At 36.2% G+C, this 19,569-nt stretch carries 20 protein-coding genes and 1 riboswitch; of the genes, 3 read left to right on the forward strand and 17 right to left on the reverse strand.

Going from position 1 to position 19,569, the window contains the following annotated elements; translation table 11 throughout:
• Nucleotides 1–37: 37 nt before the first annotated feature.
• A complete protein-coding gene (locus tag BMX40_RS11095; RefSeq protein WP_090869848.1) occupies nt 38–745 on the reverse strand; it encodes a flagella basal body P-ring formation protein FlgA in 708 nt (235 codons plus the stop codon).
• A 371-nt stretch (nt 746–1,116) separates the two neighbouring features.
• Here BMX40_RS11095 and BMX40_RS11100 point away from each other — a divergent pair, with 371 nt between their 5' ends.
• Complete coding sequence (locus BMX40_RS11100) at nt 1,117–1,401, forward strand: hypothetical protein (RefSeq protein ID WP_244513493.1); 285 nt, start codon at nt 1,117–1,119, stop codon at nt 1,399–1,401.
• Between the two features lie 26 nt (nt 1,402–1,427).
• Here BMX40_RS11100 and BMX40_RS11105 read toward each other — a convergent pair whose 3' ends face one another.
• Entirely contained in the window at nt 1,428–1,700 is a 273-nt protein-coding gene (locus tag BMX40_RS11105; protein ID WP_090869850.1) for a YutD family protein, read from the reverse strand.
• Nucleotides 1,701–1,869: 169 nt separating this feature from the next.
• On the opposite strand from BMX40_RS11105, the gene BMX40_RS11110 reads away from it, so the two are divergent.
• Together BMX40_RS11110 and BMX40_RS11115 are read left to right on the forward strand one after the other, a co-directional pair.
• Nucleotides 1,870–2,439, forward strand: a complete 570-nt coding sequence (locus tag BMX40_RS11110; RefSeq protein ID WP_244513494.1) for a YhcN/YlaJ family sporulation lipoprotein — start codon at nt 1,870–1,872, stop codon at nt 2,437–2,439.
• 84 nt (nt 2,440–2,523) lie between these two features.
• The gene (locus BMX40_RS11115; RefSeq protein WP_090870011.1) at nt 2,524–3,486 is read left to right on the forward strand and encodes a M23 family metallopeptidase; all 963 of its coding nucleotides are present in this window, start codon (nt 2,524–2,526) and stop codon (nt 3,484–3,486) included.
• Nucleotides 3,487–3,524: 38 nt separating this feature from the next.
• On the opposite strand, the gene BMX40_RS19950 is transcribed toward BMX40_RS11115, so the two are convergent.
• The 15 genes from BMX40_RS19950 to BMX40_RS11180 all read right to left on the reverse strand — a co-directional run bounded on the left by BMX40_RS19950 (nt 3,525) and on the right by BMX40_RS11180 (nt 19,548).
• Nucleotides 3,525–3,626, reverse strand: a complete 102-nt coding sequence (locus tag BMX40_RS19950) for a MetS family NSS transporter small subunit (RefSeq protein WP_139177935.1) — start codon at nt 3,624–3,626, stop codon at nt 3,525–3,527.
• 1 nt (nt 3,627) lies between these two features.
• On the reverse strand, nt 3,628–5,163 hold the full coding sequence (locus BMX40_RS11120) for a sodium-dependent transporter (RefSeq protein ID WP_090869852.1): 1,536 nt from the start codon (nt 5,161–5,163) through the stop codon (nt 3,628–3,630).
• Between the two features lie 319 nt (nt 5,164–5,482).
• A complete protein-coding gene (locus tag BMX40_RS11125) occupies nt 5,483–7,030 on the reverse strand; it encodes a Na+/H+ antiporter NhaC family protein (protein WP_090869854.1) in 1,548 nt (515 codons plus the stop codon).
• A 278-nt stretch (nt 7,031–7,308) separates the two neighbouring features.
• Nucleotides 7,309–7,482: riboswitch (Lysine riboswitch) on the reverse strand.
• Between the two features lie 48 nt (nt 7,483–7,530).
• The gene (gene yunB / locus BMX40_RS11130; RefSeq protein ID WP_244513496.1) at nt 7,531–8,322 is read right to left on the reverse strand and encodes a sporulation protein YunB; all 792 of its coding nucleotides are present in this window, start codon (nt 8,320–8,322) and stop codon (nt 7,531–7,533) included.
• A gap of 73 nt (nt 8,323–8,395) precedes the next feature.
• Nucleotides 8,396–9,481: an HD-GYP domain-containing protein gene (locus BMX40_RS11135; protein WP_090869858.1), complete on the reverse strand. Its 1,086-nt coding sequence runs from the start codon at nt 9,479–9,481 to the stop codon at nt 8,396–8,398.
• 297 nt (nt 9,482–9,778) lie between these two features.
• Nucleotides 9,779–10,084, reverse strand: a complete 306-nt coding sequence (locus tag BMX40_RS11140; RefSeq protein ID WP_090869861.1) for a YunC family protein — start codon at nt 10,082–10,084, stop codon at nt 9,779–9,781.
• 73 nt (nt 10,085–10,157) lie between these two features.
• Nucleotides 10,158–11,561: a bifunctional metallophosphatase/5'-nucleotidase gene (locus BMX40_RS11145; RefSeq protein ID WP_090869863.1), complete on the reverse strand. Its 1,404-nt coding sequence runs from the start codon at nt 11,559–11,561 to the stop codon at nt 10,158–10,160.
• Nucleotides 11,562–11,612: 51 nt separating this feature from the next.
• A complete protein-coding gene (locus BMX40_RS11150) occupies nt 11,613–12,434 on the reverse strand; it encodes a sulfite exporter TauE/SafE family protein (protein ID WP_090869865.1) in 822 nt (273 codons plus the stop codon).
• Nucleotides 12,435–12,653: 219 nt separating this feature from the next.
• On the reverse strand, nt 12,654–14,051 hold the full coding sequence (gene sufB / locus BMX40_RS11155; RefSeq protein ID WP_090869867.1) for a Fe-S cluster assembly protein SufB: 1,398 nt from the start codon (nt 14,049–14,051) through the stop codon (nt 12,654–12,656).
• 34 nt (nt 14,052–14,085) lie between these two features.
• Nucleotides 14,086–14,517, reverse strand: a complete 432-nt coding sequence (sufU, locus tag BMX40_RS11160) for a Fe-S cluster assembly sulfur transfer protein SufU (protein WP_090869869.1) — start codon at nt 14,515–14,517, stop codon at nt 14,086–14,088.
• Complete coding sequence (locus BMX40_RS11165; RefSeq protein WP_090869871.1) at nt 14,507–15,727, reverse strand: cysteine desulfurase; 1,221 nt, start codon at nt 15,725–15,727, stop codon at nt 14,507–14,509. The genes sufU and BMX40_RS11165 overlap by 11 nt, the downstream gene beginning before the upstream one ends.
• Nucleotides 15,727–17,034, reverse strand: coding sequence for a Fe-S cluster assembly protein SufD (gene sufD, locus BMX40_RS11170; RefSeq protein WP_090869873.1), 1,308 nt, complete (start codon nt 17,032–17,034; stop codon nt 15,727–15,729). The genes BMX40_RS11165 and sufD overlap by 1 nt, the downstream gene beginning before the upstream one ends.
• A 17-nt stretch (nt 17,035–17,051) precedes the next feature.
• Entirely contained in the window at nt 17,052–17,837 is a 786-nt protein-coding gene (sufC, locus tag BMX40_RS11175) for a Fe-S cluster assembly ATPase SufC (RefSeq protein WP_090869875.1), read from the reverse strand.
• Between the two features lie 267 nt (nt 17,838–18,104).
• The gene (locus BMX40_RS20270; protein ID WP_170840755.1) at nt 18,105–18,257 is read right to left on the reverse strand and encodes a YuzK family famiily protein; all 153 of its coding nucleotides are present in this window, start codon (nt 18,255–18,257) and stop codon (nt 18,105–18,107) included.
• A 430-nt stretch (nt 18,258–18,687) separates the two neighbouring features.
• Nucleotides 18,688–19,548: a MetQ/NlpA family ABC transporter substrate-binding protein gene (locus BMX40_RS11180; RefSeq protein WP_090869877.1), complete on the reverse strand. Its 861-nt coding sequence runs from the start codon at nt 19,546–19,548 to the stop codon at nt 18,688–18,690.
• Nucleotides 19,549–19,569 lie beyond the last annotated feature (21 nt).

Below are 19,569 nucleotides of genomic sequence, written 5' to 3' on the forward strand. Positions count from 1 at the left end.
CCCCCATTAATCAACAATTACTCTTAGATAAGTTAACTTATTCATCAATTTCATCTGATTCATCTGCAGACTGATCATCTGTTGATTCCTCTTCACTCTCATTTGTTATTGCTGAGTTTCCTTCTCCTTGCGGCATTTGTCCTACATTCGAACGAATGATACGCATTGATTCTGCATAATTCTGCATATGAATTAAATCGGTAACCTTCTCAAATGGAACCTCTACCTGTACACCTGAGAATTCACTACCAGATCTAGCAATACGAGCAACTTTTACGTCTTCCATAAATACTTCCGTAACTTTCTCCCCGTTTTCATCCTTGGAAATAATAATATCAACTCGGTCTAAATCTGCTAACTCCTCATCAAAGAAGACCTTATCAGATTGCAATAGGGTAATTAAACGGTTCTCTACCTCTGTTACCGCAGATGCTTTCTTTAACATATTGTCTGTTATCATTTGCCCACTAGAAAGTGGAACAACAGAAACTGTGTTTTTAAACTCCTCTAATTCAGTGATATGTTCATCTCGTAAAAATTTTTTTGGAATTTCTTCAGTAGTAAGGTCTGCAGGGGTTATTAAAGCTCTAGAGTGAATGTCTTTACTTGCTACATATACATGAACCATTGTTCCTAAATCTGAATTTAACGTTTGAACTTTTTTCAATATTAAATAACCAGAAATAGCTGCTAAAATAATTGCAATAACAAAAAATATAATTGCCCTACGCTTTGACTCTAACAATTTCAAACCTCATTTCGTTGTTCATTTAATTATTTTTAATAATACTGTGATTTCTATATAAATCATTACATATTTTCTCTTTCTGTCAATTCCATTTCGTAACCTACTTTTAAAAAGTATAAGAATATATTCCCACTACTTTAATCACGTTATGAAGGTGATTCCAATGCGTTTTATGTAAAAACAGTACTTCAGCCTATTTTCCAAAATTATGAAAGAGTGAATTTTGTCACTTATTGTCGTACGTGGGTCTTTTGGTTTATTTTTTAATTTTTTTTGTGTTTTTTACAGTTTTTCATTCAAACCAGCAATTGGTAAATTACTTCGGAATGTTTTCGTTAAACCTAAAGGAAAGAAAGGAGGTCAAAGTTTTGGCTAAAAACGATGATAAGAAATTTTCCGATTTCTCTAATGTGAATAATCAAAAAAACAATTTAATACCTGAGGAGTTTCCTGAAGGAGCATTTGGTTCTTCCATTAACAAAGAAGAACCTGTTGTAGGAAAATCAACACCTTGGAAAGATGAACAACAACGTACAAGTGCCTTTGTATTTCCTTATAAAGAGCTTCATGAAGACCTTCCAAGACAAGCACCTGGTTCACATGTGATTCACGACGAACCAGATGATGTTCATCCAGAACAAGAAGAGCAATAGTTCCAAGTAGAACTATTGCTCCCATATTAGTTATTCTTTTTTAGTACAAAATAAGCACAACCAAAATTACAGTATTCATATATATAGTCATCAAGTGTACTGATCTTTGAATCGATCGATGCCTTCAAGTGGTCGTCACGGTAAAACCCTTTTAAGCGAAGCTGTTCATAGCCCCAATCGCCTACGATATAATCATATTTTTTTAAAATATCCGTATAGCGAGCTTCTAAGGCATTTTTATCGAATCCATCTTTTACATTTTCTATAAGTTCATAATTTTTTCCAAATAATTCAATCACAAAACTCACCCCTCATAGCTGAGTATAGTTTATCATACTTCTATAATTTCACCTAGAAAATATTACGTGTTGCTTGTATGATTTTCTATTTTATACACAAAACTAACCATACATCAGATAAATATCCCTATACATTCTTATCCAACTGTTAGATGAGGAGGAAAAACTGTTGAAAATCATACGAACACTAACCATATTATTCATTACAATGGCACTAACTGCTTGTGCAACGGATCAGTCACAAAGTGAACAAGAAAAAATAGCCGATCAATTAGATCCAACTCGAGATGAGGGTCCCGTCCGTGACCCGGAATATAATGATCCGAGAGAAACAAGCCGTCTTGGGTTTGTAAATTATACCAAAGATGAATTTGACCAAGATCCGGACAGAAATAGAGTCGTCACAATGGATCGAAATGAAATGGCAGATATCATAGCAAAAATGGTTTTACGACATGAAACATTTGATGAAGTAGCAACACTAGTGACCGATGAAGAGGTACTAATTGCTTATGACAAGAATGATGTATTGGAAAAAGAAGAAGCTGCTGATGTAGCGAAAAAATCTGCTGAATCTGTAATGCCTCGTTATTTTGATATTTACGTTTCTGACAACGACGTATTAATTCGGGATATTGAAAGCTTGCATAATTCAACTACAACAGACCCCGATTACGAAAACACGATTGAACGTATAATTTCTGAGATGAAAAAGTCGCCACAAGGAAAGGACGAGTAATCATTTGATTTAGAGAATAACATATATAGGACTGACTAAAGTTGGTCCTATTTTCAAGTATTTTATGAGGTGAGAACATTGCATGTGAAACGCTATTATTTTTCTTTTCTTTTCATCCTATGCTTATTTTCATTTACTCAAATCGTTAATGCAGAAGATGAAGATAATATTTATGATGAAAGGTTAGCGCTTTATAAAAAAACCGAAACATTAACACAAATACCTTGGTATTATATTGCAGCAATTGATCAATACGAAAGACAAGTCCAAAAAGATTTAGAGGATGATCAACTAATATCGATTAAGTTCCCTGAAGAATCCTGGTTCGGAGTTGGCAACTCCTCCAAGGTAAAGGATTCACGAATTATTACTATGTTTGATGGAAAAGGAAAAGATGGGAATGGTGATAACCTAGCTGACCCACAGGATCCCGAAGACGTACTATACTCGTTGGCATCTTTTATATTAGAGTATGGGAAAACAGAAGATGATATTAAGATAGCCTTGTGGAATCATTACCAAAGGGAGTTAGCCGTTCACACGATAAAGAATACTGCTAAGGTTTTTAAGAAGTATCAAGATATCAACTTAACAAAAAGAGACTTTCCAGTTGCAATTAATTATAACTACAGCTATCGAAGTACATGGGGGGATGGACGTGGATTTGGAGGTAGGCGAATCCATGAGGGAACGGATATTTTTGCAGATTACGGTACACCAGTTAAATCCACAACTTATGGAGTTGTAGAATTAAAGGGTTGGAATCTATACGGTGGGTGGCGAATTGGTATTAGAGACATCTATAATATCTATCACTATTATGCCCACCTTAGTGGATATGAGGACGATATAAAAGTGGGACAAATTGTAGAGCCTGGAGATGTACTGGGTAGTGTCGGTTCAACAGGATATGGACCACCTGGAACTTCGGGCAAATTTCCTCCACACTTGCACTACGGGATGTATAAGGATAATGGCTACAGTGAATGGTCATTTGATCCTTACCCATATTTAAAGAAATGGGAAAGAATGGCAAAAAACAACTAAGGAAAAACGGGACTGTCAGCATCGACAGTCCCGTTTCTTTAATTTGCCTCTTTACTTTTTTTAACAGCATGGGTGATACTTAACGCTAAGCCACCCCATATAATTACGATACCGATGATCGCTACAATAACTGCACCCATACTATTTTGCCTCCTTCGATAACGTTTCCTGCTCTTCTGCTGAAGAAGCTTTCCACTTCGTCATACTCATTAGAATACCAATTACTAATGCTCCAATAGCAACTGCCCATCCACCCCATAGGATAAATGCGTTGGAATAGTTCTCATAGTTACCAGTATCCGTTCCAAACTCTCTTAATAAGTTCTGTTTAAATAGACCAAACATCATGTATCCAAGAACAAGCGGTGTAATACCAGCTAAACTAATCGTCCACCAAGAACCTAAACGAATATCTGATAATCCATTTGCATGAGATTTTAGATCATTAACTTTGCGTAATACCCAAGCAATCAGTACTACCTCTACAAGTCCTACAAAAGCAACACCGAATTGATTAATAAAGTAATCAGCAGCATCTAGGAAGAATAGTCCACCTTGTGTTGCAAAAAGTAGGGAAATTAGTGCGGACAATCCACCACCTAAAGCAACTGCTTTTGTACGAGAAATTTTAAACTTATCAACTAGTCCTGCAATATACGTTTCACAAATAGAAATTAACGATGATAATCCGGCTAGTACAAGTGAAGCGAAGAATAAGAAACCAAACAATCCATTTAATCCTGGGAATTGATTAATGATTTCTGGGAATACAACAAATGCTAACCCTACTCCACCAGCAACTACTTCATCTACGCCGACTCCAACCTGGCCAGCCATGAATCCAAGTGCAGCAAATACTCCAATACCTGCTAGTAATTCAAAACTAGAATTACCAAATCCAACGATAAACGCGTTGTTTGTAATATCTGATTTTTTAGGTAAATAACTAGAATACGTAATCATAATCGCAAATGCAATAGACAAACTAAAGAATATTTGACCATATGCAGCCACCCATACGTCTGGTGATAGGATTTGACTAAAATCAGGTGCAAAGAATGCTTCCAATCCATCGATTGCTCCAGGTAAAGTTAATGCCCGAATTACGATAATAAGAAATACAATTACCAATGCTGGAATAAAAATTCGGTTTGCAACTTCAATACCTTTTTTAACTCCTTTAAATAGGACCCCTAACACTACAGCCCACACAAGAAGTAATGGGATAAGAACGCCTAATTCAAATCCACCAGTTTGCCCTGGTTCAACGGTTAAATTCAAATAATCATTAAATAAGAATGCCTCCGTATCCGATCCCCAGTTTAAATTGAAAGAAAATACAGAATAAGACATTGCCCAGGCAATAATTACGGAATAATATGTCGAAATTACGAAGGCTACTAAAACAGCCCACCACCCAATAAATTCCGTTTTCTTATTCATTTTCTTAAATGTTAACGGTGCGGAGCCACGATATTTATGACCCATGGTAAATTCCATGATCAAGATCGGAATCCCTGCCGTTAACAGTGCAAATAGGTAGGGAATAAAAAAGGCACCTCCACCATTTTCAAATGCTGTAGCAGGAAAGCGCCAAATATTTCCTAGACCTACTGCTGAACCGACTGCCGCTAATATGAAGCCAGCTCTTGTCCCCCATTGAGAACGAGTTTCCATGTTATAAACCTCCCCTTTTTTATACTTACTACAATATGTAATAAGTAATTTTCAAATGTTAACTTTTTTCAGAAATTAATCTTGTCTTGTATTATAACGGTACTTTTTGACTATGTCAAAGTAATTTTTAAATTTTCTATATTATTATTATAATACGAAATAAATAGAAAATTTATCCAAGATATAGTTGTAATAATATAAAAATGAGTTAGATCTAAATTACATTGCGTCTATGCTTTATGGAATTAATTCTCTACACTAAAAAAAGAAAAACCCGAATTAATTCGGACTTTTCCTTGATTTATGATATCTTTACAACTTATTTTTTCTGTAATAGGGTATGAATGACATATGCACACCCTAATATTAGAAGGAACGTTGAAACGAATCCAAATAGAGCCACATGTGTGATTCCAATAATCACATAACCAATAGCTGATGCTAATGCAGAAATAATTGCATATGGCAATTGGGTTACCACGTGATCAATATGATTTGAACCAGCGCCTGTTGAAGAAAGTATGGTTGTATCGGATATTGGTGTACAATGATCTCCAAACACTGATCCAGCTAAAACTGCAGCTAGTGCTGGCAGAAGCAGTGATACATCGGCTATTACAGTTACTTCTGCTGCAATTGGTAACATGATACCAAAAGTTCCCCAAGAGGTTCCTGTTGCAAGTGCCATAACTCCTGCGATTAAGAAAAAGATGACCGGTAAGAAGCTAGAACTAATATTTGCCTGCTCAACAATGTTTGCTAAATATTCTCCTGTCTCTAACTTTCCAATAATTGTACCAATCATCCAAGCTAGAAGTAAGATATAAATTGCTGGTAGCATTGTTTTTATTCCCTCGAAAACAAGTTGACTCGTTTGAGCTTTAGGCTTGTCCTGTTGAAGATGAAAAATTAGTGCAATAAGAACTGCAGTAGCCCCACCAATAAACAAGGACAAATTGACGTCTGTATTTTCAAAAATCGATAAAAGGGTTACGTTATCAGAAATTGCATAAATACCGGTAATAATCATCGAAGTAATTGTCGCAATTAATAACACAGCAATTGGTACTAATAAATGATAGATACTTCCTTTTTCGTGCGAAGAAAAGACATTTGATAAATCTCCGGGTACCTTCCCACTATCTGGGTCTAATACTTCCCCTTCCTGCAATGCACGTGTTTCATGTTTGCGCATTGGTCCGATATCCATTTTAAAGTACGCAACTAAAAACACCAACAACAGAGAGCCTAATGCATAAAGGTTAAAAGGAATCATTTTAATAAATGCCTCAAGTGGTTGATAATCAGTCACTTCATTAGCTGTCAGTAACCCACCTATAATTCCTATTAAGTACGCTCCCCAACTCGAGATAGGTGAAAGGACCGTTATCGGTGCTGAAGTTGAATCAATAAAATATGCTAGCTTCGCTCGAGAAATCTTATGCAAATCTGTTAGAGGTCTAGCAATCTGCCCAACTGCCAGCGCATTGAAATAATCATCAATAAAAATAATTAAGCCAAGTACTGGCGTCATTAATTGTGCTCCTGTTCGCGTTTTGATACGCTTTATCATCCATTCCCCAAATGCTCTACTTCCACCAGTAGCTTGTAAGAGTGCTGTCATCACTCCTAATAAAAGCAAGAACCCTATTAAAAGTAAATCTCCGGTATTCCATTCCCCTCCAGAAACAAATATACCGATAAAAATAGCTCCTATTTCCTTTAAAGCAGTAATAATTGAAAAATCATGAATGAGCAATGCCCCAATTACGATACCAGCTCCTAAAGATAACAAAACTTTACGAGTAAGCAATACAAGTATTAGCATGATTAGTGCTGGTATAATTGAAAAAATTGTTCCTTCCATATATGTAACCTCCGTTGTTTTGTTTAGTCTTGGTGTAAGTGCATGTGGAGATACGTTGTTTTGTACTAAAACAGCAAGAGTTCCATCACTAGCCTCTGACGCTGCATGTGAAACACCACGTCCTGTGGCAACATCGACTGTCCGCCCTAGCTGAGGTTATACTCCTTGCAAATAATTTATCCACAAGAATTAAATATTATTATTATCTAAGCAAAAACAAAAAAAGCAATGATAGAACATAACCTATCATTGCTTTCCAATATACGTTATCCTCCATTTCGATCAGTAGTTCCCCATGCATATGCAGCATGACAGTTTGCCTCTTCTTCAAAGACAACCCAGCAGTAATAGTATGACTTTTATTACGCTTCGGCATGTAACCCTTTCACCAATTTTCACCGTTTGTCAAACTCTAACTGATTACTCATTTTACATGCACCTCTACCTCACCGATCTGATAAGGTTAATTATTAAATTCAAAAATATATTATACTGGATTTTTAGTCATCCTGCAAGTCATTATCTACCACATCATCCTTAGGAACTGCAATGGACGGTCCTTCTTTATTACCCCCGTAAAATTCTGGAACCTCTCCCATGACGAGTTGCTTATCAATCAGGATTCGGGTACTAACTTCTTTTACGTCTGTAACAAAAGGGATGATAATTTGCACATCTGCCTCTACCTCTACATATAGAGATACAAAAACGCCATTAATCCCCATTTCCTCTCGCTCTTCAACAAGTTCTGTCCGAACTGCACCGACTAGCTCTAAATTCACTGGAATTCGGGGACCAAGATTTGCTAATATAGAGTTCCCCGTTGCCTGACCGATTGGGATTTCGATGACAGTTGGATCTCGATCAACGAGCTCATCAACCGTATCTCCATATGGATCTGGCTCCCCTAAAGGATCCTGATATTTAGGTGGCTCTCCTCGGTTCATACTATGAAAGAATTCTTCGACTCGATCTGTTGCAGCACGGTTAATTTTATTCACGATAGAGGGATCCCAATCAACACTCGTAATATACCCATTATTATTTTGTTGAGTAATAGTTACATCTTGAAATGTGTAATTTTCGGCAAATTTTACTGCGGAATTAATTCCCCTAGTGGCAAATTCCGTTGTCTTATCATCCGCAACTTCCATTAACGTAGGTGTTATTCCCTTATCAATTATAATAATACTGGCAATGGTACTTATAGTAAAAAGAATGAATGTCACCATTAAAATAGTACTTACTGGAGGTGGTGATCTTCTTCTCTTCATTCTCATTCGATGTCTCATCATAATAACCCCCCTAAAACAATCTATGCTTGTTTCAAGAGGGTTAGAATTTAAAAATTATACTGAAATTCTTTTATTCTACGTTACAATCCACTATCGTAATATCTAATGATTTAGAAAGGTCAAGCTCGTATGAAGAAATTGCGCTTTCATTTTTACCTTTTATCACTTTGATTATTGGACGATCACAAAGATGCTTATTTTGCCTAACTACTATTCCTACTGTACCATCACTTAATAAAACAGATAAACCATTTGGATAAACTGCAACACTTTGCTTAAAGGCTTCTACCAATTCTTTGTCGAATAAGCTTACTGCACCAGCATATAGTATTTCTAAGCCTTCATGTGGTAGCATGGCATCGCGGTAAATCCGATTACTCGTAACCGCATCAAACACATCTGCTACTCCAATAATTTTTGCATACTTATGAATTTCGTCCCCAAATAACCCGCGAGGATAACCAGTTCCATCTAAACGTTCATGATGTTGATATGCACACTGGGCTACTATGGAAGAAACAGCATTTTGCTTTCGTAGTAAATCAAACCCAATCGTCGTGTGTTCCTTCATGATAGAGAACTCTTCATCTGTTAATTTACCTGGCTTTTGTAGTATTTCTTGATCTATAAATGCTTTTCCAATATCATGCAGTATCGCACCGGTTCCTAGCTCGGACAGCTCCGAATCATTAAGCTTTAAAGCAGAACCAATTGCTAACGAATAAATAGTTACATTAAGCGAATGCTGAAAAATATAATCATCTGTTAGAAATACGTCCGCAAGTAATGAAATGGATTCATCTTGATGTTTAATTTCATTCATTAACTTTCCAACAACTGATGTTAAATTCTTTTCTTCTTTGTCTAAGATAAAAGAATTTTCTAATAGATCGTTACTTTTCGCTTCCGAGAATATAGTACGTACAGATTCAGTTGCCTCACGCTTTAATTCTTCCGATATAACTGGTTCTATTTGAATATCCTTCGTTGATTCATCTTCTATATAGACATACGTTATCCCTTGATTTTGTAATCGTTGAATCATGGTATCGCTCAAGCAAACACCCTTCTTCAATAAGATTAATCCATTATCTCTATGTATTGTTTGACCTAATATTTCGCCTGCTTTTAGTTTTCTTGTGCTAACTAATCTCATTCTGTTCTCCCTAATTGCATTATTAGAAAACTTAGCTTACACCAAGCCTCCCATGGTAGATGAGAATGTCTACTCATCTCTATAAAAAGTGTCATTTTTCGACAACCTACTTTAGAATATCAAAAACAAGTCTAAAAAGCTATTAGAATTCATTAACAATTTAATATATAGCAAACATTTGTGCTTGGTTTACAAAATAATCTTGAATTGGATCTGCGGATGAAAGACTTTAATACCGTACTCAATTAATTAATCGGAAATTATTATTAAAAAAATGCCTTCCTAATTGGAAGACATTTATGTTAATTTGAGCAACGCTTCTTTACCTGTCATCCCGACTTCCCATCCGTAATCCTTTTTTGAAGCATCGGTTATTTTTGCTAATGGAGCATGTAGAAGCTCCTCAATCGTTCGAACACCTTCTGCCCTGCCAGCAATGATATTACGATCTTGTAAATTTTCGTTAAAGAAATCTACATCAAGTGCTGCACACATAATATATCCAATTTCATTTGAAATAACTAATAAATTTGTTTTCGGAAGCTCTACGCGTGTTGCCGTGAAATACTTTCCTTCTACTTCAAGTGGATTAACCGTAATCATCGTAAAAATGCCTCCTTCTTCATGTACACTATATGTGTATGCATCTAAAAGGAGTTGTGACACAGTAATGTTTTTACAAATTACCTAGCGTGGAATAATGCTCCTTCAACGTAGCAGCAAGTAAATCACGCATAAATTCTGGGACGAAATATTTTTTTGTTTCCGATTTAGCTACTTCTGGTAATAAACGACCGAAAGTAAACGTGTCTGCTGTAGCTAATGAATATACCGTTTTCGGTTCTATTGCTTTACCATTCCGTGTAACTTCTTTCATATATTCTGATCCATCTTCATGAAAGCCAGTTGTAATATCTAATCCAGCATAACTCATCCTACCAAGCAATACGCCACGAAACCCAAAACCCTTTAATTTTAATTCGGTGAAATCCCTTGTTAAGGAGACACGTATTACTTCTAGTAATTCTGCTCCACTTAATTCAACTACACATGGATTAATTGGGTGGGGACATATACGATGAACGTCTCCCTTCGTCACTTTCCCTTTAGTAAAATCTCCTAATAAGAGTCCAGCATTTAACATAGCAATATCAGCATTTGTCCATTCTTTCAGTTTATTTGTAAGAAGTTGCATTATTTCTGTATGCTCAAACCATTTAATAGCAATGGGATTTTCAAGATAAGCTACTTGTTCATCTAAAATAACATCAGCACTTTGATTTAATTTCTCTATACTTTCTACAGTTGGTAAATCTTTAGGGAGATGCGTAATATCAGTGGCATAGGCTTCTTTATAAACGAGCTCTTTTCTTTTATGATCCCATGTTAAAGAAACCTCTCCAACAAATGTACAATGTTTCCCTGCAGCAGTTATCAATGTATTATTAATTATTTCCCCTGTACGGAGTAAATGGTGTGTATGTCCGCCAATAATTACATCGATGCTACTACATTTTCTAGCTATTTCTTGATCCTCGCTCAATCCCAAGTGAGAAAGCAATATAATAATGTCTACTTCCTGTTTTAATTTTTTAACATGCTTTTCTAGTGTCGCAAATGGATCAGATACATGCCAGTCAAGTAATTCATAGAAATCATTAAATGGAGCTGTTAAGCCGACTACACCAATTTTCACACCATGAACTGATTCTAAAAAAACCGATTCATGAAGCCAGCTTGGGTCTGACATTTCCCCCATCGTATTATGTAGGTTTGCACAGACTACTGGAAAATTAGCATCATCATACAAATGATATAGATCATGATGGGATAATGTTATACCTTCATTATTGCCTATAGTTACTGCATTGTAGCCAAGCTCATTTAATAAATGGACATTGGCTTTCCCCATAAATGCCTCAGCAATTGGATGGACTCGATCAACATGGTCCCCCACATCAAAAAGCCAGCTTCCATTATTAATCGATTTTGCTTCTTTCATAAAATGAGCTACTTTCGGCCATTGTTCAAAATTACTATGTAAATCATTCGTATAATAAAAATTCAGTCTCTCATGCATGGTTGATTTCTCCTTCAATAATACATTAATCTTCGAAGGTTCTTTCTCCGTCTACAGTAAACTATCTAATATCATTCGAATACCAATAATAATTAATAAGATGCGTAAGATCAGTTCTAACGTTTGCGCTCGTAACAATTGATTTGTTTTTGCACCTAATCTACCACCAATCCAAGCACCCGGGATAAAAAAGAATAAGTACTCCCAAGCGATATGACCTAGAAAAATATGTGAGCTTGCGCCTACGATACTTGTAAAGAAAATAATAAACATCGAGGTTGCTGTAGCAATATGTGCAGGTATACCGAATAGTAGGATCATGGCAGGAACCATAATAGAACCTCCGCCAATTCCAAACAAACCAGATAACGTTCCAACTATTAACGACAGTGCAACTGCCTGCCAAACAGAGATGGAATATTGATACGTTACTCCATCAAGAAGAAATTCTCTTTGGTGATTCTTTTCTTTGAACGAAACATTAGATGAAGGCTCCCGACGCTTTAATGAAAATAACGCAGTAATACAAATCATTAATATCCCAAAATAAAGTAAAAATGCATCCGTATCCACAAACTGGTTTAACCAAGAACCAATAACGCCACCTGGAATACTTCCAAACAAAAATAATAGACCTGTTCGATAATCAACACGGCCCCTTTTAAAATAAGTAAGAGTGGATGAAAGCGAAGTAAAAATCATTGCAAATAAGGAAATACTTACAATTGCTTGCGGAGTAGCCCATGCGAAAGAGTCGAAGGACTGACTCAATAATAATAAACTAGGAATTAAAATGACACCGCCACCTAATCCAACTAAACTGCCTACAAATGCTGTCAAAGCCCCAATAATAACACAAATGATGTAAACCAAACTATTTCTCCTCTATATGTAATAAATTTTATGACGACTCCTATTATACTATTGATTGACCCTGAATTGAATATATATGAATATGAATTGTCACTTATTGAAAATTCCCTTTCCCATTTTGCGACCTTATTATGAGCGGAACTCCCCTTTTATGAGTCAACCCAAACCCCCAAAAAAACCCGCAAACTGGCTTTGCCAATTTGCGGGGTTTCTAACATATTATCCAATAGAACCTTCCATTTCGAACTTGATTAAACGGTTCATTTCAACAGCATATTCCATTGGAAGCTCTTTTGTAAATGGCTCGATGAAGCCCATTACGATCATTTCTGTTGCTTCTTCTTCAGATAGTCCTCTACTCATTAAGTAGAATAACTGCTCCTCGGAAACTTTAGAAACTTTTGCTTCGTGTTCTAGTGAAATATTGTTGTTGTATACTTCATTGTATGGAATCGTATCAGATGTTGATTCATTATCCATAATCAACGTATCACACTCAATGTTTGAACGAGCTCCATCCGCTTTACGTCCAAAGTGAACGATACCACGATAAGATACTTTCCCACCTTGCTTGGAAATTGATTTTGATACAATTGTTGAAGATGTGTTTGGTGCTAGGTGATGCATTTTGGCACCAGCATCTTGCAATTGACCTTTACCAGCTAATGCAATAGATAACGTGTTACCACGTGCACCTTCCCCTTTAAGGATAACTGCTGGATATTTCATCGTTAATTTCGAACCAATATTTCCGTCAATCCATTCCATTGTTGCATTCGCATCACATGTAGCACGTTTGGTTACTAAGTTGTAAACATTGTTTGCCCAGTTTTGGATCGTTGTATAACGGCAATATCCATCTTTCTTAACAAAAATTTCAACTACCGCACTATGAAGTGAATTTGTTGTATAAACTGGTGCAGTACAACCTTCTACATAATGAACCGATGCACCTTCATCTACAATAATCAGCGTACGCTCAAACTGTCCCATATTCTCTGAATTAATACGGAAGTATGCTTGAAGTGGTGTTGTCGCTTCAACGCCTTTAGGAACATAAATAAAGGAACCACCAGACCATACAGCTGAGTTCAGTGCAGCAAATTTATTATCTGTATACGGAATAACTTTACCGAAATACTCCTTGAATAATTCTTCATTTTCTTTTAAGGCTGTATCTGTATCCTTAAATACAATACCTAGCTCTTCTAAATCTTCCTTCAAGCTATGGTATACAACCTCTGATTCATACTGTGCAGATACACCTGCAAGGTATTTTTGTTCTGCTTCTGGAATACCTAATTTATCAAATGTTTGTTTGATTTCATCAGGCACTTCATCCCACGATCTACCTTGTTTTTCAGATGGCTTTACATAATAAACTATTTCATCAAAATCTAATCCAGTAAGGTCTCCACCCCATTGTGGCATTGGACGCTCATAGAAATGTTCTAATGCTTTTAATCGATAATCAAGCATCCATTGAGGTTCCTCTTTCATCCTAGAGATTTCTTCCACGACATTACGAGTAAGACCACGTTCCGTACGGAAAATCGAAACATCTTTATCCGAAAAACCGTATTTATACTCTTCCATTTCCGGCATATTTTTCGCCATTTTATACCCTCCTTTAGGTGCTTAAAAACCAACCTTATTCTTCGTGTACACCTTTTTCCATTGCTTTCCATGCAAGGGTCGCACATTTAATTCGTGCAGGGAATTTGGAAACTCCTTGCAATGCTTGGATATCCCCTAAATCCAAATCCGTATCTATATCTTCTCCAAGCATCATATTCGAAAATAATTTTGACATATTTAATGCATCATCAATTTTTTTTCCTTTGATTGCTTGAGTCATCATTGAAGCAGAAGACATACTAATTGAACAACCTTCTCCTTCAAACTTAGCATCTTTTACAACACCATCTTCAACTTGCATTTGCAGTTGAATTCTGTCACCGCAGGTTGGGTTATTCATATCAACAGTTAAAGAATCCCCATCTACAACCCCTTTATTCCGAGGGTTTTTGTAGTGATCCATAATAACCTGTCTGTATAATGTGTCCAGGTTGTTAAAAGACATTACCAAAAAACTCCTTTGTTTTCAAGAGTCCATCAACTAACTGATCAACATCCTCTTCAGTATTGTACATATAAAAGCTTGCACGAGCTGTTGCTGCTACATCTAACCATTTCATCAATGGTTGACAGCAATGGTGACCCGCTCTAACTGCAATTCCAAAAGAATCAAGTGCAGTCGCAACATCATGTGGATGGACATCATCTAAATTGAATGTGACTAAGGATGCACGATTTTCAGGGCCATAAACATTAACCCCATCGATCGTACGTATTCTTTCCATCACATATTTAGATAATTTTTTCTCATGCTCATGAATATTATCCATACCAATTTCATTTAGGAAATCAATCGCTGCGCCTAGACCAACCGCACCAGCAATGATTGGTGTACCACCTTCAAATTTCCATGGTAGCTCTTTCCACGTAGAATCATAAAGATTTACAAAATCAATCATTTCGCCACCAAACTCAATTGGCTCCATATTTTCAAGAAGTTCTTTCTTTCCATATAGAACTCCAATTCCAGTTGGGGCACACATTTTATGACCAGAAAATGCATAAAAATCACAATCCATATCTTGGACATCAACCCGAATGTGTGGAGCGCCTTGCGCACCATCGACTAAAATGACGGCTCCATTTTCGTGGGCAATTTTAGCAAGTTCCTTAATAGGATGAATCGTACCTAACACATTAGATACATGTGCGATTGCTACAACCTTCGTATTGGACGTAATTGTCTCTTTTGCATCATCTAGTGTTATCGAACCATCGTCTTGTAATGGAATAAATTTCAACGTTGCACCAGTCGCCTTTGCAGCTTGCTGCCAAGGAATAATATTACTATGATGCTCCATTTGTGTAATTACAATTTCATCACCAGGTTTTAAGTTGGCACGTGCATAACTCGTTGCTACCGTATTGATAGCAGTCGTTGTACCTCGTGTAAAAATAACTTCTGCTGTACTAGAAGCATTAATAAATCGACGTACTTTTTCACGAGCCCCTTCATATTGATCCGTAGCGCGTGAACCTAAGGTGTGTACACCTCTGTGTACATTGGAATTATTTTTACGGTAATATTCATCCACTGCTTCTATTACTGGAATGGGCTTTTGTGAAGTAGCAGATGAATCAAGGTAAACTAAAGGATGTCCATTTACTTCCTGATCTAAAATCGGAAACATTTGCCGAATGGCTTTTGCATCCATTAGTTAACCTTCCTTTCAATTACTTGTGTTAATTGTTCTTTTACCGAATCAATTGGTAATTGATTTACAACAGGTGCTAAGAAACCATGAATAACCAATCGTTCTGCTTCGAGCTGAGTAATACCACGACTCATTAAGTAATAAAGCTGTAAAGGATCAACACGACCAACAGATGCAGCGTGACCTGCTGTTACATCATCTTCATCGATTAATAGAATTGGATTAGCATCGCCTCGAGCTTTTTCACTTAGCATTAGCACACGGGACTCCTGCTCAGCATTTGACTTGGATGCGCCATGCTCAATTTTACCAATACCGTTAAATACATTTGATGCACTATCTTTCATAACACCGTGCTGTAAAATATGTCCTTCTGAGTTTTTACCAAAGTGAACAATTTTAGCAGTCATATTCGTATTTTGCTTTCCACGACCAACTGTTACGGCTTTTGCATTTGATGTAGAATTATCACCAATTAGATGTGTAATATTTTCAAATACAGTATTTCCATCATTCATTTGTCCTAACGCCCAGTCAATGGTTGCATCACGATACGCAACTCCACGACGGTTTACATAAGAAGTTGTGCCTGCTGCAAAATTATCAACAGCACCAAATGAAATTTGAGCATTATTTTGAGCGATTACTTCCGTTACGATATTAGCAACCGTTTCTTCTTTTTCATTATTAGAAATGTAGTTTTCTACATAAGTTAATGAGCTATTTTCATCTGCTACAACAAGCACATGATTAAATAACGCTACATCTGGATCTTCTTGCCAGAAAACAACTTGTAACGGTTCGTCAACTTGAACATTCTTTGGAACATATACGAATATTCCACCGTTCATTAACGCAGCATGTAAAGCTGTTAATCGATGTTCATCGATTGAAACAGCATCCTTCATGTAGTAGCGTTTCACTAATTCTTCATGCTCCTGAAGGGCAGTGAAAATATCAGTAAAAATGACACCTTGATCTTGTAACTTTTTGCTTACAGATGCATATGCTACAGATTGATTACGCTGAATCAATAAGTTTTCTGGTAAATTTTCTTTATCAAAGAAATCTTGTATATCTGCTGGTAAATCTGTTAAAGATGAAATTTTATCGCCTGTTGCAGCATGCTTAAAACGAGTGAAGTTCCATTTACTGATATTTGTTTTATCAGGCTTTGGTAATTCTAATGTATCCACTTGTTCTAAAGCTTGAAGGCGTAAATCTTTCATCCAAGCTGGTTCATTTCGTTCTTGCGAGAACTGCTTAATATACGATTGATCATACGGTAGCTTTGTATCAACAGTCATATTATCCCTCCTTACGTTTATGCATTTTGCTCTACAGTTTCGTCTTCAATGCCTAACTCTTCTTTAATCCAGTCATAACCTTCTGCTTCTAGACGTTGAGCTAGTTCAGGTCCGCCAGACTTCACAACACGACCTTGCATCATTACGTGTACTTTATCAGGAGTAATGTAGTTTAATAAGCGTTGGTAGTGTGTAATAATTAAGCAGCCAAAGTTTTCATCACGTAATTTGTTGATCCCTTTTGATACTACTTTTAAAGCATCAATATCTAATCCTGAGTCAATTTCATCTAAAATTGCAATTTCAGGTTTCAATAACATTAATTGAAGGATTTCATTACGTTTTTTCTCTCCACCAGAGAAACCTTCATTTAAGTAACGTTGAGCCATATTTTTATCAATTTCTAAGTAATCTAATGCTTCATCCATTTCTTTAATGAATTTCATTAATGGAATTTCATCGCCTTCTTCACGACGAGCATTAATCGAGGAACGCAAGAAATCAGAAGTTGTAACACCACTAATTTCACTTGGGTACTGCATTGCTAAGAATAGGCCTGCACGTGCACGCTCATCTACTTCCATCTCTAGCACATCTTCCCCATCAAGAAGTACGCTTCCTTCTGTAATTTCATATTTCGGATGACCCATGATAGCTGATGCCAATGTGGACTTACCTGTACCATTTGGTCCCATTACTGCGTGGAACTCGCCACCATTGATTGTTAAGTCTACACCCTTTAATATCTCTTTATCTTCAATTGATACATGAAGATTCTTAATTTCTAGTGTTGATCCTGCCATATCGATACCTCCAAATACTATTTTATTATAAAATTTGAATAGAATTTACATCCATTCTCAATTTATTCTCATTACAATCTTAAATCATTTCGAATGTATAATCAACAAATTTAAGTCGTAAAAGCAATATTATTCCAAGTAAATCAGACAAAATTCTATCCCTTTTTTCTTCTATTGTATTAGTATCACTAATTAATGGTAAATTTAGTCACCTGAAGCAAAAAAACTGGCACTCGATTCGAGTACCAGTTATGTGTTTACGATCTATTATTTATGAATTTGATTATCAAGTTCAGCAACCATGTGTTTACATTTTTCGTATTCTTTATCACGCCGTTTTTCTACAATCATTCGCTTTTCTAATTTACGACTGTACTCTGCATAACAAATCTGATGCGATTGTTGCATCTGCTTCTCCATCTCAGGAGTGTAATTCATCTTAATCTCACTATTAATAGTGAATCATCCTTTCGTATTGTTTACGCTATAAATCGTAACACACGGACACGAAGTACTCCAAAGTGCATATAGCGCGCTACTTTCGGATGAAATTCTATATGGATCCATTTGGATTGAATAGCAAGAAATCTTCATAACATTTAGCGAATTACTTCCATATACTTACCATTTCTCAACATTTGAATTTTGAGACAGGATGAATTCAAAAAATGATTGTTATTCAAAAAAACTTAATGGTGAAATCCTTAATCCGGCAGTAAAAAAAGTTTCACCTAACCACAAATGGGTCCAAATAGCGGAATAAGGAACCTCATCCCCTAATGCATATATCGCAGACCAAAAACAGAAGAAAGCTAGTGAACTTTATAAATTCACTAGCTTTCTGGACAAATTAGTTATTGCCACCAACTGGTACTACCGCACCTTCGTATTTTTCTAGAATAAAGTTTTGAATCTCTTCTGATTGCAATACATCTACCAACGTTTGAAGCGCCTCATTCTCTGTATCTTCTGAACGTACGGCGATAACATTTACATACTCTGATTCAGACCCTTCAATAAATAAAGCATCTTCCAATGGATTTAGATCAGCTCCTAATGCATAGTTTGTATTAATTACGACCAAAGCATCTTCCTCTGATAGATAAATCTCTGGAAGGATCTCTGGAAGTACATCCGCCGAGAATTCCAATTCTTTCGGATTTTCCACAATATCCTCTAACGTTGCAGCAGACTTTTTCACGTCTTCATCTAAAGTTATCAAACCATTTTGTTCGAACAACGTTAAAATACGTCCATGTTCAGCTACGGAATTACTTAAGATAACTTCTGTACCTTCTGGGATTTCATCAATACTTGTAATACTTTGTGAGTATACTCCCATCGGTTCCACATGGATCCCATCAATATAATCTAAGTCATATCCAGTATCTTCTATCGTGTTTTCAAGGTATGGAATATGTTGAAAATAGTTCGCATCTAAGTCTCCACTTGCTAAATCATCATTTGGAAATACATAATCCTCATATGGTTCAATTTCAAGTATGATTCCTTCTTCTTCTAATAAAGGCTTGGCTTCCTCTAAAATTTCAGAATGAGGAACACTTGATGCCCCAACTACAATCGTTTCTTCTGTATTTTCACTGTTATTTTCAGATGTACCTTCATTGCTATCACCTGAATTACTTCCACCACCACAAGCAGCTAAAGCAAAAATAATTAATAAAGATAATAAACTAAAAATCCTTTTCATGTTATACACTCCTCTGTATTT

Origin of the sequence: Oceanobacillus limi, from assembly GCF_900111445.1 — a bacterium.
GTDB lineage: Bacteria > Bacillota > Bacilli > Bacillales > Amphibacillaceae > Ornithinibacillus > Ornithinibacillus limi.

Bases quoted from the DNA above. Each gene is read 5' to 3' on its own strand.
- BMX40_RS19950 (WP_139177935.1), bottom strand. From the start codon at position 3,626: ATGGGTGCAGTTATTGTAGCGATCATCGGTATCGTAATTATATGGGGT.
- BMX40_RS11120 (WP_090869852.1), bottom strand. From the start codon at position 5,163: ATGGAAACTCGTTCTCAATGGGGGACAAGAGCTGGCTTCATATTAGCG.
- BMX40_RS11125 (WP_090869854.1), bottom strand. From the start codon at position 7,030: ATGGAAGGAACAATTTTTTCAATTATACCAGCACTAATCATGCTAATA.
- yunB (WP_244513496.1), bottom strand. From the start codon at position 8,322: ATGAGACATCGAATGAGAATGAAGAGAAGAAGATCACCACCTCCAGTA.
- BMX40_RS11135 (WP_090869858.1), bottom strand. From the start codon at position 9,481: ATGAGATTAGTTAGCACAAGAAAACTAAAAGCAGGCGAAATATTAGGT.
- BMX40_RS11140 (WP_090869861.1), bottom strand. From the start codon at position 10,084: ATGATTACGGTTAATCCACTTGAAGTAGAAGGAAAGTATTTCACGGCA.
- BMX40_RS11145 (WP_090869863.1), bottom strand. From the start codon at position 11,561: ATGCATGAGAGACTGAATTTTTATTATACGAATGATTTACATAGTAAT.
- sufB (WP_090869867.1), bottom strand. From the start codon at position 14,051: ATGGCGAAAAATATGCCGGAAATGGAAGAGTATAAATACGGTTTTTCG.
- sufU (WP_090869869.1), bottom strand. From the start codon at position 14,517: ATGTCTTTTAACAACCTGGACACATTATACAGACAGGTTATTATGGAT.
- BMX40_RS11165 (WP_090869871.1), bottom strand. From the start codon at position 15,727: ATGGATGCAAAAGCCATTCGGCAAATGTTTCCGATTTTAGATCAGGAA.
- sufD (WP_090869873.1), bottom strand. From the start codon at position 17,034: ATGACTGTTGATACAAAGCTACCGTATGATCAATCGTATATTAAGCAG.
- sufC (WP_090869875.1), bottom strand. From the start codon at position 17,837: ATGGCAGGATCAACACTAGAAATTAAGAATCTTCATGTATCAATTGAA.
- BMX40_RS20270 (WP_170840755.1), bottom strand. From the start codon at position 18,257: ATGGAGAAGCAGATGCAACAATCGCATCAGATTTGTTATGCAGAGTAC.
- BMX40_RS11180 (WP_090869877.1), bottom strand. From the start codon at position 19,548: ATGAAAAGGATTTTTAGTTTATTATCTTTATTAATTATTTTTGCTTTA.